At 72.8% G+C, this 14,325-nt stretch carries 16 protein-coding genes; 6 read left to right on the top strand and 10 right to left on the bottom strand.

The genetic code is table 11. The features are described 5' to 3' along the window. Positions 1 to 34: 34 nt before the first annotated feature. The 3 genes from ACFRCR_RS02835 to ACFRCR_RS02825 all read right to left on the bottom strand — a co-directional run bounded on the left by ACFRCR_RS02835 (position 35) and on the right by ACFRCR_RS02825 (position 1,368). The gene (locus tag ACFRCR_RS02835; RefSeq protein ID WP_377675413.1) at positions 35 to 307 is read right to left on the bottom strand and encodes a hypothetical protein; all 273 of its coding nucleotides are present in this window, start codon (positions 305 to 307) and stop codon (positions 35 to 37) included. 192 nt (positions 308 to 499) lie between these two features. Next, positions 500 to 688 carry a hypothetical protein gene (locus ACFRCR_RS02830; RefSeq protein WP_377675411.1) on the bottom strand — a complete coding sequence of 63 codons (189 nt, stop codon included), beginning with the start codon at positions 686 to 688 and terminating at the stop codon, positions 500 to 502. Continuing rightward, positions 685 to 1,368: a TetR/AcrR family transcriptional regulator gene (locus ACFRCR_RS02825; protein WP_377675409.1), complete on the bottom strand. Its 684-nt coding sequence runs from the start codon at positions 1,366 to 1,368 to the stop codon at positions 685 to 687. Before ACFRCR_RS02825 ends, ACFRCR_RS02830 begins: the two co-directional genes overlap by 4 nt. 70 nt (positions 1,369 to 1,438) lie before the next feature. Here ACFRCR_RS02825 and ACFRCR_RS02820 point away from each other — a divergent pair, with 70 nt between their 5' ends. After that, complete coding sequence (locus ACFRCR_RS02820) at positions 1,439 to 3,397, top strand: ABC transporter ATP-binding protein (RefSeq protein WP_377675408.1); 1,959 nt, start codon at positions 1,439 to 1,441, stop codon at positions 3,395 to 3,397. Positions 3,398 to 3,418: 21 nt separating this feature from the next. On the opposite strand, the gene ACFRCR_RS02815 is transcribed toward ACFRCR_RS02820, so the two are convergent. Next, on the bottom strand, positions 3,419 to 4,306 hold the full coding sequence (locus ACFRCR_RS02815) for an LLM class flavin-dependent oxidoreductase (protein WP_377675406.1): 888 nt from the start codon (positions 4,304 to 4,306) through the stop codon (positions 3,419 to 3,421). 103 nt (positions 4,307 to 4,409) lie between these two features. Between ACFRCR_RS02815 and ACFRCR_RS02810 the strand changes: the two genes are divergently transcribed. From ACFRCR_RS02810 to ACFRCR_RS02800, 3 genes are all read left to right on the top strand, one after another. Next, a complete protein-coding gene (locus ACFRCR_RS02810) occupies positions 4,410 to 4,985 on the top strand; it encodes a hypothetical protein (RefSeq protein WP_377675404.1) in 576 nt (191 codons plus the stop codon). Positions 4,986 to 5,049: 64 nt separating this feature from the next. Further along, positions 5,050 to 5,973 (top strand): LLM class F420-dependent oxidoreductase, encoded by a 924-nt coding sequence (locus ACFRCR_RS02805; protein WP_377675441.1) that lies wholly within the window; start codon positions 5,050 to 5,052, stop codon positions 5,971 to 5,973. Positions 5,974 to 6,194: 221 nt separating this feature from the next. Beyond that, positions 6,195 to 7,508, top strand: a complete 1,314-nt coding sequence (locus ACFRCR_RS02800; RefSeq protein ID WP_377675403.1) for a uracil-xanthine permease family protein — start codon at positions 6,195 to 6,197, stop codon at positions 7,506 to 7,508. Between the two features lie 76 nt (positions 7,509 to 7,584). On the opposite strand, the gene ACFRCR_RS02795 is transcribed toward ACFRCR_RS02800, so the two are convergent. The 6 genes from ACFRCR_RS02795 to ACFRCR_RS02770 all read right to left on the bottom strand — a co-directional run bounded on the left by ACFRCR_RS02795 (position 7,585) and on the right by ACFRCR_RS02770 (position 12,951). After that, on the bottom strand, positions 7,585 to 8,193 hold the full coding sequence (locus ACFRCR_RS02795; protein ID WP_377675401.1) for a GNAT family N-acetyltransferase: 609 nt from the start codon (positions 8,191 to 8,193) through the stop codon (positions 7,585 to 7,587). A gap of 106 nt (positions 8,194 to 8,299) precedes the next feature. Next, on the bottom strand, positions 8,300 to 9,004 hold the full coding sequence (locus tag ACFRCR_RS02790) for a LytR C-terminal domain-containing protein (protein WP_377675400.1): 705 nt from the start codon (positions 9,002 to 9,004) through the stop codon (positions 8,300 to 8,302). Between the two features lie 9 nt (positions 9,005 to 9,013). After that, entirely contained in the window at positions 9,014 to 9,325 is a 312-nt protein-coding gene (locus tag ACFRCR_RS02785) for a type II toxin-antitoxin system VapB family antitoxin (RefSeq protein WP_138822644.1), read from the bottom strand. Between the two features lie 117 nt (positions 9,326 to 9,442). Then, a complete protein-coding gene (locus ACFRCR_RS02780; protein WP_377675398.1) occupies positions 9,443 to 11,110 on the bottom strand; it encodes an ABC transporter permease in 1,668 nt (555 codons plus the stop codon). Beyond that, complete coding sequence (locus tag ACFRCR_RS02775) at positions 11,107 to 12,066, bottom strand: ATP-binding cassette domain-containing protein (protein WP_377675396.1); 960 nt, start codon at positions 12,064 to 12,066, stop codon at positions 11,107 to 11,109. The genes ACFRCR_RS02780 and ACFRCR_RS02775 overlap by 4 nt, the downstream gene beginning before the upstream one ends. 135 nt (positions 12,067 to 12,201) lie before the next feature. Then, complete coding sequence (locus ACFRCR_RS02770) at positions 12,202 to 12,951, bottom strand: TetR family transcriptional regulator (protein WP_377675394.1); 750 nt, start codon at positions 12,949 to 12,951, stop codon at positions 12,202 to 12,204. A gap of 208 nt (positions 12,952 to 13,159) precedes the next feature. Between ACFRCR_RS02770 and ACFRCR_RS02765 the strand changes: the two genes are divergently transcribed. Further along, on the top strand, positions 13,160 to 13,348 hold the full coding sequence (locus tag ACFRCR_RS02765; protein WP_191789655.1) for a PspC domain-containing protein: 189 nt from the start codon (positions 13,160 to 13,162) through the stop codon (positions 13,346 to 13,348). 279 nt (positions 13,349 to 13,627) lie between these two features. Then, on the top strand, positions 13,628 to 14,191 hold the full coding sequence (locus ACFRCR_RS02760; protein WP_377675393.1) for a hypothetical protein: 564 nt from the start codon (positions 13,628 to 13,630) through the stop codon (positions 14,189 to 14,191). Positions 14,192 to 14,325: the final 134 nt, after the last annotated feature.

The raw sequence follows: 14,325 nt of genomic DNA, 5'->3' as shown, positions 1-14,325 counted from the left end.
CTCGAGGTCACGCCCGTTCTGACAGGTGCGGTGGTCAGCCCAGCGTCGAGAACGAGCTCAGCGCGAGCGCCGAGAACAGCGCGATGGCCACGAGGACCGAGCCGGCGACGAGCCAGCCGTTCGCCCGCTCGGACGGGTCGGACGACGCGCCGGGGCGACGTTCCTGCGGGCGGGGCGCTCCGCCGTCGGGCCGCGTGGTGGGGGAGGAGCCCGCGGGGCGAGCCGACGAGCGCGCGCGGCGGGCCGTCGTGTCGTGGCCGCGGAGTGCGACGCGGATCGGCGTCGAGGTCGTGACCTGCGTGGTCATGGCTTCCTCCCCAGGAAAAGTTGGCCGCCCTCGCTGTCGCGGGGCGTGCCACCAGTCTCTTCGGGGCGGGGGTGCGGGCACATCGGCCCTCCGAACCATCCTCGGCGGGGGCCTCGTCCTCCCGGAGGATGACGGGCGCCCGTCGGATGGGGGACATCCCTTCCGGGACGCCCCTGAGCCGGGGGTCCGGGGTCAGCGTGGGGCGTTGCGCTGGTGGTCGATGCGCTGCAGGTAGCGGATCTCGCGGAAGCCTACCGCCACCGCGACGAGCAGCGGGAACCAGGCCCACGTGCGCCCTCTGAGCAGCGAGAACAGGCTCACGAGCCCCACGACGACGCACCCGAGCACTGTCAGCAGGCTCGCCCAGCGGATGTTCTTCATGCGGTCCTCGGCTTCTCGGTGGGGCTCGCTGGGGCGAGGGGTGAGGCGGGGGGCTGCGAGGAGGGCGCGAGCACGACGCCCTCGATGCTGCGGACCGCCATGCGCAGCGCGTCGCTGCGCGACGTGCAGTCCTCGGTCACGACCGACCACGCGTTGAACAGGGTCCACCACAGGGTGCGCTGGTCCCAAGAGATCGTGAGGGTCGGGTCGAACACGCCGTCCCGCTGCCCGCGCTCGAACAGGTCGCGCACGGGGGCCTCGGCGGCGTCGCTCTCCTGCCAGAACGCCTCGTCGTCGGCGAGCAGCGGGTCGGCGAACAGCAGCATGTACCAGGGGCCGAGGTCGAAGTACTCGACGACGAGGCGACGCAGGGCGGTCGCGGGACTGCCGTCGTCGAGCCGCGCCGCGAGGATCGCGGCGCGCGTGCGGTCGAGAGCCTCGGCGCCGACGGCTCGCATGAGGTCGGCGCGCTCGGGGAAGTAGCGGTGCAGCGTGCTGCGGCCGACCTGGGCGGCCTGGGCGACCTCGCCGAGGGACGCCGCCTGGTTCGAGCTGAACACCGAGACCGCGGCGTCGAGTATCGCGCGCCGTGTCCGGGCACGCGCGCCCGTGGCGGGGGCGTCGGACGGAGCGCCGGCGCTCGCCTCGCCCGGTGCGGCGGCGGTGTCGCTTGCTGTCACGTGCTCAGCGTAGCCGTCACACGATGGGACGGCTCTTGTCTAAAATGGGACACTCGTGTTCCACTGGAACATGGCCGACACCGATCCCGCGCCGACGACCCAGCAGACCCCGCCGACGGAGCCCAAGGGGCCGCTGCTCCCACGCCTCAAGATCCTCTGGACGTTCGTCACCCCCCACCGCAGGACGCTCGCCGTCGGTCTCGCGCTGGGCCTCGGGACGACGGCTGCGAGCCTCGCGACCCCCATGGTCACCAAGGCCGTGCTCGACACCCTGGGCACGGGCGCCTCGCTCGTCCCGGCCGTGAGCCTGCTGATCGGCCTGCTCGTCGTGGGCCTCGTGCTGGGCATGTGGCAGTGGATCCTGCTGGGCGCGCTCGCCGAGCGCGTCGTGCTTGACGCGCGCACCTCGATGGTCCGCCGCTTCTTCCGGGCCAAGGTCGGGGCGCTCGGGTCACGCCCCACGGGCGAGCTCGTCACGCGCGTCACCTCGGACACGGTCCTGCTGCGCGAGGCCGCGTCGTCGAGCATCGTGAGCCTCGTCAACGGCGTCGTGAGCCTGGTCGGCACCGTCGTCCTCATGGCCGTGCTCGACATGGTGCTGCTCGGGACCACGCTCGCCGCGATCGTCGTCATCGGCATCCTCGTCGGCCTCCTCATGCCGCGGATCGCCAAGGCCCAGGAGCAGGCGCAGGAGTCCCTCGGCCGTCTCGGCGGCGTCCTCGAGGGCGGCCTGCGGGCCCTGCGCACCATCAAGGCGAGCCGCGCCGAGGAGCGCCAGATCGACCGCGTCGTCGCCGACGCCCAGGACTCCGCGCGCCACAACCTCAAGGCCGTGCGCACCGGGGCCGTCGCATGGACGATCGCGGGCGGAGGCATCCAGCTCGCCATCATCGTGATCCTCGCGCTCGGCGCGTGGCGGGTCGACCAGGGGCTCCTCGCGGTGTCGAGCCTCGTCGCGTTCCTGCTCTACGCGTTCCAGATCGTCGACCCCGTCACGACCCTCACGCAGAACGTCACCGAGCTCCAGGCGGGCATCGCGGCCGCGGGCCGCATCCGTGAGGTCGAGGCCATCGAGACGGAGGAGCCCGAGCGCACCTCGGGCACGCCCGGGCGAGCCACCGGGGGGAGCCGCGCGCCGTCGTCGGGCACGGGGACCTCGCTGCCCGACGGCGCCACGCACCACCCACCGCGCCTCGTCGACGCCTCGAGCGGGCCGCCCGTGCTCGCGTTCCAGGACGTCGCCGCGCGCTACCTGCCCAGCGGCGAGCCCGTCGTGCGTGACCTGACGTTCGAGGTGCCGCGACGAGGGCAGGTCGCGATCGTCGGCCCGTCGGGCGCCGGGAAGACCACGACCTTCTCGCTGCTCCTGCGCTTCCTCCAGCCCGAGTCCGGGACCCTGCTGCTCGACGGCCGCCCGTACTCGGACTACACGTTCGACGAGGTGCGCTCACGCATCGCGTACGTCGAGCAGGAGACGCCCGTCGTGCCCGGCACGATCCGCGAGAACCTCCAGCTCTCCGACCCCGACGCGTCCGAGGACGCCATGTGGGAAGCGCTCGCCAAGGTGCGCCTGGACGCCAAGGTGCGCTCGCTCGTCGACGGGCTCGACACGTCGCTCGTCGGGACCACGGTCTCGGGCGGCGAGCGCCAGCGCGTCGCTCTCGCCCGCGCGGTGCTGCACGCGCCCGAGGTCCTGCTGCTCGACGAGGCCACGGCCCAGGTCGACGGCCTCACCGAGGCCGCGGTCCACGCCGTGATCGAGGACCTGTCTCGCGACCGCGCCGTCGTGACGATCGCGCACCGGCTCTCGACCGTGATCGACGCCGACCAGATCCTCGTCATGGAGGACGGGCGCGTGCGGGCGCGCGGCACGCACGCCGAGCTGCTCGCGGCGGACGAGCTGTACCGCGACCTCGTGGCGGCGCTGCGGATCTCGACCGAGGCGCGGACGGACGAGGTGGCGTCCGTCGGTCGGGCGGCCGACGACCAGGCCGAGGCGGAGACGCCCGCGGGCGTCGAGGCGCGCTGAGGCCCGTCAGCGGCGCGCCGTTCAGCCGAGCTGCGCGAGCCCCTCGACGGCGATCTTCTCGAACGTCGCCTGGTCGGCCGCGAACTGCGAGTCGGCGATGGGCCAGTGCAGGACGATCTCGGTGATCCCCTGCTCTCGGTAGGCGGCCGCGGCCTCGACGAACGCGTCGACCGAGTCGAGCGGCCGGTCCGGCGTGAAGCCCGTCAGGAGGATGCGCTCGATGCTGGCGGGGTCGCGCCCGGCCTCCGTGCACGTCGCCTCGAGCCGGGCCACCTGGGCGCCGACCGCGGCGCGCGACGCGGCAGGTGTTCCGTCCTCGCCGACGGCGCCGTCGCCCGTCGTGACCCACGCCTGCCCGTAGCGGGCGGCCAGCCGCAGCCCGCGGGGCCCGGTCGCGGCGATCGCGAACGGGATGCGCGGTGACTGGACCGGGCCGGGGATCGTCCGGGCCTCGTGCGCCTGGTAGTGCCCCTCGTCGTGCGTGACGACGGGCTCGGTCAGCAGGCGGTCGAGCAGCGCGGTGAAGTCCCGCAGCCGGTCCGCGCGCTCGCGCGGCGACCATCCCTCGCCTCCCAGGACCGTCGCGTCGAAGCCCGTGGTGCCGGCACCGAGCCCGAGCGTGATCCGGCCGCCCGACAGGTCGTCGAGGGTCATGAGGTCCTTGGCGAGCGTCACGGGCTCGCGGAAGTTCGGCGAGGTCACGAGGGTCCCGAGCCGCATCCGCTCGGTGAGCCCGGCCGCCGCCGCGAGCGTGGGGACCGCGCCGAACCACGGGCCGTCCCGGAAGTTCCGCCACGACAGGTGGTCGTACGTGTAGGCCGCGTGGAAGCCCAGGTCCTCCGCTCGGCGCCAGACGTCGCGCCCCTCGGACCAGCGGTAGATCGGCAGGATCACGGTGCTCAGTCGCATGGTCCGACCCTACGTGCCCGTGGGCCGCGCGTCCCGGCTCGAACCGGGCCGCGGACCTGTGATGTGCTGTCCGGAGTCCGCTCACGCACCACCGGAGGTCCCCATGGCTGTCGTCGTCAACGTGTCCCACCGCTTCCCGCGCACCGGCTCGCGCGCCGAGCAGCTCGCGGTGGTCCGTGGCGACTGGCCCGTGCCCGAGGTCGACAACCCCGAGGCGTTCGCCGACTCCGACGACGCGCAGGAGCTCCTCGACGCGGCGGACGTGCTGATCGCCGCGGCGGGCAACGAGGTCGTCGACGTCCAGCGCATCACGGGGCTCCAGGTCGACGAGGGCGGGCACGTGCGCTTCGAGACGGTCGACGAGCCGGTCCTCGTGGGGATGATCGGGCAGCGCCTGCGGCCTGGGGCGGCCTGGGAGCCGGGAGAGAGCTGGCCCGTGAAGCTCGCCGACGCCGCGGGGGCCGTGAGCGAGTACCTCGATCTCGTGGGGGAGGCGGCCCCGGGGGAGGGCGAACCTGCGCCCGCCGACGCACAGGGAGTCGCGGACGCGGCGGCGGGCGACCTGTCGGACGACTTCGAGCTCGGCGGGTTCCGCCTCGCGCTGGGCGTCGACGGGAACCTCGTGGTCACGGCCCCGGCGGGCCGTTCGGTGACCGTGCTCACCGCGCACGAGGGGTGAGCCGAGGAGTGCGGGAGCGCGACCATGGCACCCCTGGCGGCATGGCAGGGTGGAGGCCATGACGATCGACCTCCGCATCTTCACCGAGCCCCAGCAGGGCGCCACCTACGACGACATCCTCGCGGTCGCACGAGCGACGGAAGAGCTCGGCTACGACGCGTTCTTTCGCTCCGACCACTACCTCGTCATGGGGGACGGTGACGGGCTGCCCGGACCGACCGATGCCTGGACCACGCTCGCGGGTCTCGCGCGCGAGACGAGCCGCATCCGCCTGGGCACGCTCGTGTCGTCGGCGACGTTCCGGCACCCGGGCGTCCTCGCGATCCAGGTCGCGCAGGTGGACCAGATGTCGGGAGGCCGCGTCGAGCTGGGCCTGGGCGCGGGCTGGTTCCCCCAGGAGCACTCGGCGTACGGCATCCCGTTCCCGGCCAAGCGGTTCGGGATCCTCGAGGAGCAGCTCGCGGTGATCACCGGCCTGTGGGAGACGCCCGTGGGGGAGCGGTTCGACTTCGTGGGCGAGCACTACACGCTCAAGGACTCCCCGGCGCTGCCCAAGCCCGCGCAGTCCCGTGTGCCGGTCATCGTGGGCGGGCACGGGCCGCGTCGCACCCCGGCGCTCGCGGCGCGCTACGCGACCGAGTTCAACGTCGCGTTCCCCGACCCGGGCGTGCTGGGCGACCGCATCGAGAACGTGCGCGTGGTGTGCCAGGACGCGGGCCGCGACCCCGACGACCTGACGTACTCGGCAGCGTTCGTGGTGTGCGTGGGCAAGGACGAGGCCGAGTTCCGCCGTCGCGCCGAGGCGATCGGCCGCGACCCCGAGGAGCTGCGCACCAACGGCATCGCGGGTACGCCCGCAGAGGCCGCGGACAAGCTCGCGGCCGCGAGCGAGCAGGGCGCGACGCGCTTCTACCTGCAGGTCCTGGACCTCGCGGACCTCGACCACCTCGAGCTGGTCGCGCGCGAGGTCAGGCCGCAGCTGAGCTGACCCCGCCCTCCTGCCCGACGGCGGAGCACACCTTCTGCCCGAGGGTGCGCTCCGTCGTCGGGCGCCCTGGGCGGTAGGTGGTGAGGCGGGCACGGGAGGGGCGCCGGGCCGGGGCCGTGGGACGGGGCTGTCCACGACGTACCGGCCGGTAACGGAGGCTGCGTGCGCGGCAGTACCCTTCCCTTCGGCACTTCACCAAAACTTCACGAACGGAGCCCCCCATGGCAGCACTCGGCTGGAAGATCCACGGAGACGGGAAGCGCGTCGAACCCGGCGCCGTGGTCAGCACCGACGAGCGCCTGAGCTGGCCCCGCACGATCGGGATCGGCATGCAGCACGTCGTCGCGATGTTCGGCGCGACGTTCCTCGTCCCGCTCCTGACGGGCTTCTCGCCCGCGACGACGCTGTTCTTCTCGGCGATCGGGACCATCGGGTTCCTGCTCGTCACGCGCAACCGGCTCCCCAGCTACCTCGGGTCGAGCTTCGCGTTCATCGCTCCCATCACCGCGGCGACCGCCTCCGGGGGGCAGTCGGTCGCCGTCGGCGGGATCCTGGTGACCGGCGTCGTGCTCGCGCTCATCGGCGTCGTGGTGCACTTCGCGGGACCGCGCTGGATCGACCTCACGATGCCGCCGATCGTGACCGGCACGATCGTCGCGCTCATCGGCCTCAACCTGGCGCCCGCTGCGTGGAACAACTTCCAGCGGTTCCCCGTCACGGCCGTCATCACGCTCGCGTCGATCATCCTCATCACGGTCCTCTTCAAGGGCATCGTCGGACGCCTGGCGATCCTGCTCGGCGTGATCGTCGGGTACGTCGTCGCGACGATCCGCAGCGAGGTCGACTTCGCGCCCGTCGCCAAGGCGGCCTGGCTCGGCCTGCCCGAGTTCGTGACCCCCACGTTCGACGTCGCCGTGCTCGGCCTGTTCGTCCCGGTCGTGCTCGTGCTCGTCGCGGAGAACGTCGGCCACGTGAAGTCCGTCGCGGCCATGACGGGCAAGAACCTCGACGACCTCACGGGCCGGGCACTCTTCGCCGACGGCCTCGCGACGACGTTCGCGGGCATCGGCGGCGGCTCGGGCACCACGACGTACGCCGAGAACATCGGCGTCATGGCGGCCACGCGCGTCTACTCGACCGCGGCCTACTGGGTCGCGGGCGCCACGGCCCTGCTGCTGAGCATGTCGCCCAAGTTCGGAGCGCTCATCGCGACCATCCCCGCGGGTGTCCTGGGCGGGGCGACGACCATGCTCTACGGCATGATCGGCATCCTCGGTGCGCGCATCTGGGTGCAGAACAAGGTCGACTTCTCCGACCCGGTCAACCTGACCACGGCGGCCGTCCCGCTCGTCGTCGGCATCGCGAACTTCACGTGGGTCATCGGCGACGTGACGTTCGAGGGCATCGCCCTGGGTACGGCGTCGGCCCTCGTGATCTACCACGTCATGCGCAACATCGCCCGGTGGCGCGGGACGTCCCAGGAGCCCGCGAGCCCGGCGTCGGTGCCGGGCGGCACGGAGATGTCGGACCGCTGACCCTGCTGTCGAACCCGAGGTCGGTCAGGCGACGCCGTCTGACCGACCTCGCGGTCGCACCTGAGGCCGGTCAGCTCTAGAGCTTGAGCCCCAGCACGTAGCCCTCGTCCGTCGGGACCCGTTGGAGGCCGAGGTGCTCGTAGAAGCCGATCGCCGACGTGTTCGTCTCCGAGACACCCAGGTGGACCCCCTGGACACCACGCTCCCGGAGCGCGTCGAAGAGCACCTCGAGCAGACGACGCCCGTTGCCCCCGCCCTGGGCCGCGGGCAGCAGGTCGACGTGGAGGTGGGCGGGGAAGAGGTCGAGCACCTCACGGTCCGCCGTCGACGGGGAGTGCATGGCCTGCACCAGGCCCGCGTCCTCGGTGTCCGCGGGGAAGGAGTCGATCGGGTAGCGGGCGCGCAGGGCCGGCCACCAGTCGCGCGCGCAGCGTTCCTCGAACGCCGCCGTGTCGACCGTGCCGACGACGTACCCGAGCGCACCCGACCCGTCGTCTACCACGAACGCGAGCTCCGGCTCGAACGCCAGGTACGCCCCGAGGTAGATCTCGCCGAGCAGCCGGGGGTCGCGATACCTCGCCGTGGCGTCGCCGCCGTCAGCACCGGTCCGCAGGCAGATGTCGTACAGGCGGTCGACCTCGCGCGGGTCGGTGGTGCGAGCAGGGCGGATCGGGAGGGAGACCATCGTGTGCCGGACCGTTCGAGAGCAGGGAGAAGAAGGCGCCGCGCCCAGACAGTAGTCGCGAACCCGGCTCAGGGCCACCGGTGCACGTGCGCTGCCGCGGAGTGCGTCAGCCTCCGACGGTGGGGGCCTCGTCGGCAGGGTCGACGTCGGCGGGGGCCTCTTCGGCGGGCGGCGTCGGCGGGACGTAGGCCGCCTGCGGCGTGATGGTCTCGACCGCGACGCACTTCGCCGGGTTCACCAGCGGCACCGCGGGGTCGATCACCACGAGCTCCTCGTCCACGAGGTTCACGAAGTTCTCACCCAGCACGAGGTCGACGCTGGCGTCGGGCCGGTCGTCGAGGACGAGCACAGGGTCCTGGTAGTGGGCGGCGAGCGTGTACGCCTGGGAGATCCCGGTCACGCCGAACGAGATCTGGGTGCTGCGCTGCGTCGTGTTCTTCCCCTCGGGGGTCTGCAGGTCACCGACCGTGGCGACGGTGAATCCGCGGCTCTCGAGGATCTGCTCGTTGGCTGCGGCCATCCCACCCTTGCCCGAGGCGTTGAAGATCCGGACCTGCACCTCGCCGTAGGGAATCGGCAGGGTGCCTTCAGCCAGGCAGGGGGCCTTCACGTCGGCGATCGCGTCGTCGACCTTGGGCGAGCTGAAGGTGCGGTCGAACGGCGGTTCGACCGCACCCGTGTAGACGGCGAGGGCGCCGATGCCGGTGATCGCCAGGAAGGCGACGAGCAGCCCGAAGACCACGGCCTGTCGCTCGTGCATGTGCCGTCGACGGACGGATCGAGAGGGATCGGAGCCGGGCTGCGTGGTCACGCCAGAAACCTACCCGACCGAGGGGGCGTTGAGCATGAGCACACGAGCGTGCAGAATGGCCCGCTGCTGCAGTGCTGCGCGGACCGCCCGGTGCAGACCGTCCTCGAGATAGAGCACCCCCTGGTACTCCACGACGTGCGCGAAGAGGTCACCATAGAACGTCGAGTCCTCCGAGAGCAGGTTGTCGAGGTTCAAGGTCCGCTTGGTCGTCACGAGCTCGTCGAGCCGGACCTGTCGGGGCGGGACGCTCGACCAGTCCTTGGGCGTGACCAACCCGTGATCCGGATACGGGCGCCCGTCACCCACGGCCTTGAAGATCATGCGGGCCAGTCTAGGGGGAGGCCTCGGCGCGGTGCTGCGGATCGCGTCCCGGTGCCCCACAACTCCACAGGCCCCGCACATCCGGCCCTCACCACCTGGTCGGGATCCGGGACTCCGTCACGCGCCTCCCACGTCCCGGCGCCGGAACCCGACGTAGGAGACCGCGACGAGGACTGCGGCGATCCCCGTCAGGGCGAGGACAGGCCCGAGGGAGAACGGGTCGAGCGGGACCTGTGGCACGTGCGTGAACGGCGACAGGTCTCGTACCCACTGCGGCAGCCCGAACAGCTCGCCGAGCTGCCCCACGACCAGGAAGACCGTGACGGCGCCCCAGCCCAGGGTGACGAGCCGCGGCCACCACCCGTAGAGCACGAGCACGAACCCTGCGACGACCATCGCCGCAGGGACCTGCACGAGCCCGGCACCGACGGCATCGCCGAAGGCTCTGCCCCACCCGCCCGACACGAGCGCGTGCCCCAGGCCCATCATGAGCCCGGCCCACAGCGGGACGGCCATTACGCCGACGACCAGCAGCACCACGGAGGCCGTCAGGTACCGCGTCCGGGACGTCCCCGTCGCGAGCACGAGCTCGGTGCGGCCGGAGGTCTCCTCGGCGTGGACCCGGGACACGAGGGTCACGGCGAAGGCGGCCGCGGCGATGCCGACGAAGCCCATGATCGCGACCTGGAAGACCTGGGCGAGCGCCCCGGCGCCGCCGAGCTGCGCGATGATCTGCTGCATCTGCGGGGACGACCCGGCGATGTCGTCGACCGAGTCCAGGAGGAACCCGACGAGCAGGCAGTACGCCCCGACGCCCAGCGTCCACGACACGACGCCGGGGACCTGGAGCCGCGTCGCGAGCGCGAGCGGGCTCGTGAGCGATGCGGAGTCGGCCGGACCCGGGCGCGGCTGGACGAGGCCCGCGCCGAGGTCTCGCCCGAGCGAGAGCCGGGCCGCGACCGCCACGCACACGAGGAACAGCGCGAGGCACAGCAGCGCGGGCCCCCAGGCGTTCGCGCCGAACGGGTCGATCTCCTGGACCCACCCCACGGGGGAGACCCAGTGCAGCCAGTCCGTGGAGCCGACGTCGGCCACGCCGCGCAGCGCGTACCCGGCGACCAGCACCAGCACGCCGATCGTGTTGGCGCTCCGTGAGGACGTGGCGACCTGCGCGCACACGGCACCGATGCCCGTCCCGGCCAGGCCCAGCGCCGCGAACTGGAGGCCGAACGCGACGGACGAGGCGCCGTCGGCTCCTTGCACCACGTACATCGTGGTCATGAGCGCGCCCGTGACCACGGACATCCCTGCCGCGACGAGGACTCCCGTCGCGAGCGGGGCGAGCGCCCCTACGCGGGCGGCGCGCACGAGCTCGAGCCTGCCCGTCTCCTCCTCCTTGCGCGTGTGCCGGGCCACGGTGAGCACGGCGAGCACGCCCAGGACCAGGATCATGAACAGGCCCACGCGCCAGGCGGCCGTCGAGGCGACCGACCCGGTGTGCTCGAGCGGACCGAGCAGCGCGAGGAACGCGCTGTTGGTGCCCATGCTCGCCGTGAGCTCGTCGCGCTCGGCCTGCGTGCCGTACACCGTGGCGACCGACGAGTACGTGACCGCGACCATGAGCAGCACCACGACGACGTACACGGGCAGGACGACGCGGTCGCGGCGCAGCGCGAGGCGCGCCAGCGCCCCCGTGCCCGCGAACGCCCCGCGCAGGGACAGGGGAGGGGCGGCCGCGCGACGGGGCGCGGCGGCGGCCGGGTCGGCGGAGGTCAGCGCGGTCATCTCAGGGCCTCGCCGTCGAGCAGGGCGAGCTCGTCGCCGTACTGCCGCAGGAAGAGCTCCTCGAGGGACGGTGGCTCGATCGTCAGGCCGTGCGGTGCCAGGTCGGCGAGCGCGCGCGTGACCTGGGGCAGGGCGTCGTCGTCGACGTGGAACGTCACGTGCGAGCCGTCGACGACGAGGTCGTGGACCCCGTCGAGCGCCCCGAGGGCACCGGCCGAGGGCGTCCCCGAACCCACCGTCGCGACGACCTTGGAGCGCGTGAGGTGCCGCAGCTCGCGCAGCGTGCCGGACTGCACGGCCCGGCCGCCCCGGATGATCGTCACGGTGTCGCACAGGGCCTCGACCTCGGCGAGGATGTGGCTCGACAGCAGGACCGACGTGCCGCGGGACGTGGCCTCGCGCACGCAGTCCTGGAACACGGCCTCCATGAGGGGGTCGAGGCCCGACGTCGGTTCGTCGAGCACGAGCAGCTCGGCGTCGGCGCTGAGCGCGGCGACGAGCGCGACCTTCTGCCGGTTGCCCTTGGAGTAGGTGCCGGTCTTCTTGGTCGGGTCGAGCTCGAAGCGTTCGAGCATGCGGGCCTTGCGCCGTACGTCGACGGTCGCGCCGCGCAGGCGCAGCAGCAGGTCGATCGTCTCGCCTCCCGAGAGCTGGGGCCAGAGCGTCACGTCGCCCGGGACGTAGGCGAGGCGTCGGTGCAGCGACACGGCGTCGCGGAACGGGTCGCCGCCCAGCAGGGTCGCGGTGCCCGAGTCCGGGCGCAGGAGGCCGAGCAGCACGCGGATGGTCGTGGACTTCCCGGCGCCGTTGGGCCCGAGGAAGCCTGCCACCTCCCCGGCGCGGACGGTCAGGTCCAGACCGTCGAGGGCCTTGGTCGTGCCGAAGGACTTGCGCAGGTCGTGGATCTCGACGGCGGGCCCGCGGGTCGCGGCGGTCGTGCGTGCGGTCGTGGTCATGGTTCCTCGTCGGGTGAGGGAGGGGACGGACAGGGGCGTCGGTGCGTGCCGGGGTCGGGTGGGAGCGCGGTCCCGGTGCCCGACGGCGCCGCTCGCCCGGGGGGCCCGGGTGCGGACCGCGCCGGTCGGCCTGGGCTACGGGGCCGGCGCTGCGGCCTGCTCGCCGGGTGGCGGCTCGGCGTACCGGAGGTATGCGTCGAGGAGCGTGCGGTCGGTGAGGAACCCGCCGGTGAAGAGCTCGATCGACGGCAGGCCGTGCCGGTCGACGTACCCCCGGATGACGGACCCGGTGTCTCCCGGGTCCGTGGGCGGGTTCAGCGTGAGGTCGAGGAGGATCGTCCCGAGCGACTGCGTGACGAGGTACCGGGCGCGCGCGCTCTCGTCGAGCGAGGGCTTGATGGTCCCCGTGGCGACCCCGTCCGCGATGTACGCGACGGCGTCGTCGATCATGCTCGCGACGAACGAGCGGGCCAGGTCGCCGCCCTCCTGGAGGCTGCGCAGGACGTAGCCGAGCACCGGGCCGTACTCCTCGATCGACCCGAGCTGCGCGAGGACGTCCACGGGGCTGCCCCGGGAGCCGTGCTCGTCGCCCAGGACGTTGCGCTTGTTCTCGCGGACGAGGACGAGCACGTGCTCGTCGCACGCGCGGCGCAGCCCCTCCTTGGACCCGAAGTGGTGGATGACGAGCCCCGGGCTGACCCCGGCGTCGGCCGCGATGGTGCGGACCGGGACCCGGAAGCCCTCGGACGCGAACCGGAGCAGCGCGGCGTCGCGGATGCGGGCGCGCCCGGTGAGGTCCGGTACGTCGGGCGTCTCCGGGACGTTCGGCGACTGCGGACCGGTGTCGGTCGGGACAGGCTCGTCACCCGATGGGGCTGAACGCATGTTCAACACGCTAAACAGCCGTTCAGCAGGATGCAAGAGGTTGCGCGTCAAGAAGGCGTCAAGGTTCGAGGGCTTCGAGGGGACGACCGGAGGGCCGGGAGTCCGTCGCGGGGATGACGACCGCCCACCCGTGGACGGGGCACGGATCAGGGGTGGACCAGGGGAGTCCCCGATGTGCGCGCACCAGGTCCCGGCGTACCGTCGAAGCATGAGCCACATCCTCGCCAGACCGCGCCACGGCGCCGTGATCGCCGGCGTCTGCGCGGGCCTCGCCCGCCGCTTCGACATCAGCCCGACGCTCGTCCGCGTCATCGCGGTCGCCTCGTGCATCCTGCCCGGGCCGCAGGTCCTGGCCTACGTCGTGCTGTGGATCATGCTGCCCCGCGACCCGGAGTGACAGGGGCCGGGGTGCGGCCCGTCGTCCTCGTCAGCGCCCCAGCGCCAGCCACCGTTGCGCGTACCGGTCCTCGTTGAACGCCGGGACGTCCACGTACCCGCGCCGTGGGCGGCGAAGCCCGTCGCGAGGTCGTCCGGCGGCGTCACGTGGCCGAAGAACCGGTCGACGGGGAGCGGGCGGGCTGCGGGGGCACGCCGGTCAGCATGCACCGAACCCACCCGGCCCGGACCGTTGCCCGAGGCTTTTGTCCGACACAGGTCGGCATGGCACCATCCGAGGGTGCGCTCCCACCCCACCCGAGTCGTCCTGCTGCCCCTCTGTCTCGGCGTCGTCGCCGTGACGCTCGCAGGTTGCGTCTCCACCGCCTCGTCCATGGCCACCGCGGAGCAGACCCCTGCCGCCACAGCCCCTGCCACGCCCCTGCCGACGTTCGACGTGTCGACGAGGGAGGGGGCGCTCCTGCGGGCCGCGGCGGGCGAGCTCGACCCGGCCGTCCTCCCCGCAGAGTTCCACTACGTCGAGACCGTCGACCTCGACCTCTCGGGGTCGACGAGCTCGGTCTACGTCCAGGGACAGCCCGAGGACCAGGGGCCCGGCCTGTACGTCCACGCGATGCACGAGGGTGTCACCGTCGAGGGCCTCGGCGACGGCTGGGCGTTCGAGGAGGTCCCCGAGCTCTCGGGCGAGGAGAGCGTGACCGTGGCCTCGGACCCCGACGGGCTGGAACGCTCGGTCGTCTCGATCGACGCGGCCCCTGCCGGGACCGTGCGTCTCATCGGCGACGGGGTCCCGCGCGACGAGCTCCTCGCGACGGCTGGGCGGTTGCTCGACTCCGTGGACTGACGCGCCCCGGTGCCCGGCGCCTGGCACCCGCTCCGGGTGCCAGGCGTCAGTCGGCCTCGGTGACGCCACGCGTGTCCGTGCCCGCACGGCCGGGGGAGGTGGGCCCCGGGAACGACGAAGGGCCCGCAGCGCAC

The sequence above is a fragment of the Oerskovia sp. NPDC056781 genome (assembly GCF_042789955.1).
Classification (GTDB): domain Bacteria; phylum Actinomycetota; class Actinomycetes; order Actinomycetales; family Cellulomonadaceae; genus Oerskovia; species Oerskovia rustica.
The sequence above is the reverse complement of the archived record's forward strand: the minus strand, read 5'-3'. Positions and strand labels throughout refer to the sequence as shown.

Coding starts and splice junctions, on each gene's coding strand:
- ACFRCR_RS02765 (WP_191789655.1), top strand. CDS start 13,160: ATGAGCCACATCCTCGCCAGACCGCGCCACGGCGCCGTGATCGCCGGC.
- ACFRCR_RS02820 (WP_377675408.1), top strand. CDS start 1,439: ATGGCCGACACCGATCCCGCGCCGACGACCCAGCAGACCCCGCCGACG.
- ACFRCR_RS02830 (WP_377675411.1), bottom strand. CDS start 688: ATGAAGAACATCCGCTGGGCGAGCCTGCTGACAGTGCTCGGGTGCGTC.
- ACFRCR_RS02780 (WP_377675398.1), bottom strand. CDS start 11,110: ATGACCGCGCTGACCTCCGCCGACCCGGCCGCCGCCGCGCCCCGTCGC.
- ACFRCR_RS02800 (WP_377675403.1), top strand. CDS start 6,195: ATGGCAGCACTCGGCTGGAAGATCCACGGAGACGGGAAGCGCGTCGAA.
- ACFRCR_RS02775 (WP_377675396.1), bottom strand. CDS start 12,066: ATGACCACGACCGCACGCACGACCGCCGCGACCCGCGGGCCCGCCGTC.
- ACFRCR_RS02770 (WP_377675394.1), bottom strand. CDS start 12,951: ATGCGTTCAGCCCCATCGGGTGACGAGCCTGTCCCGACCGACACCGGT.
- ACFRCR_RS02835 (WP_377675413.1), bottom strand. CDS start 307: ATGACCACGCAGGTCACGACCTCGACGCCGATCCGCGTCGCACTCCGC.
- ACFRCR_RS02815 (WP_377675406.1), bottom strand. CDS start 4,306: ATGCGACTGAGCACCGTGATCCTGCCGATCTACCGCTGGTCCGAGGGG.
- ACFRCR_RS02785 (WP_138822644.1), bottom strand. CDS start 9,325: ATGATCTTCAAGGCCGTGGGTGACGGGCGCCCGTATCCGGATCACGGG.
- ACFRCR_RS02795 (WP_377675401.1), bottom strand. CDS start 8,193: ATGGTCTCCCTCCCGATCCGCCCTGCTCGCACCACCGACCCGCGCGAG.
- ACFRCR_RS02810 (WP_377675404.1), top strand. CDS start 4,410: ATGGCTGTCGTCGTCAACGTGTCCCACCGCTTCCCGCGCACCGGCTCG.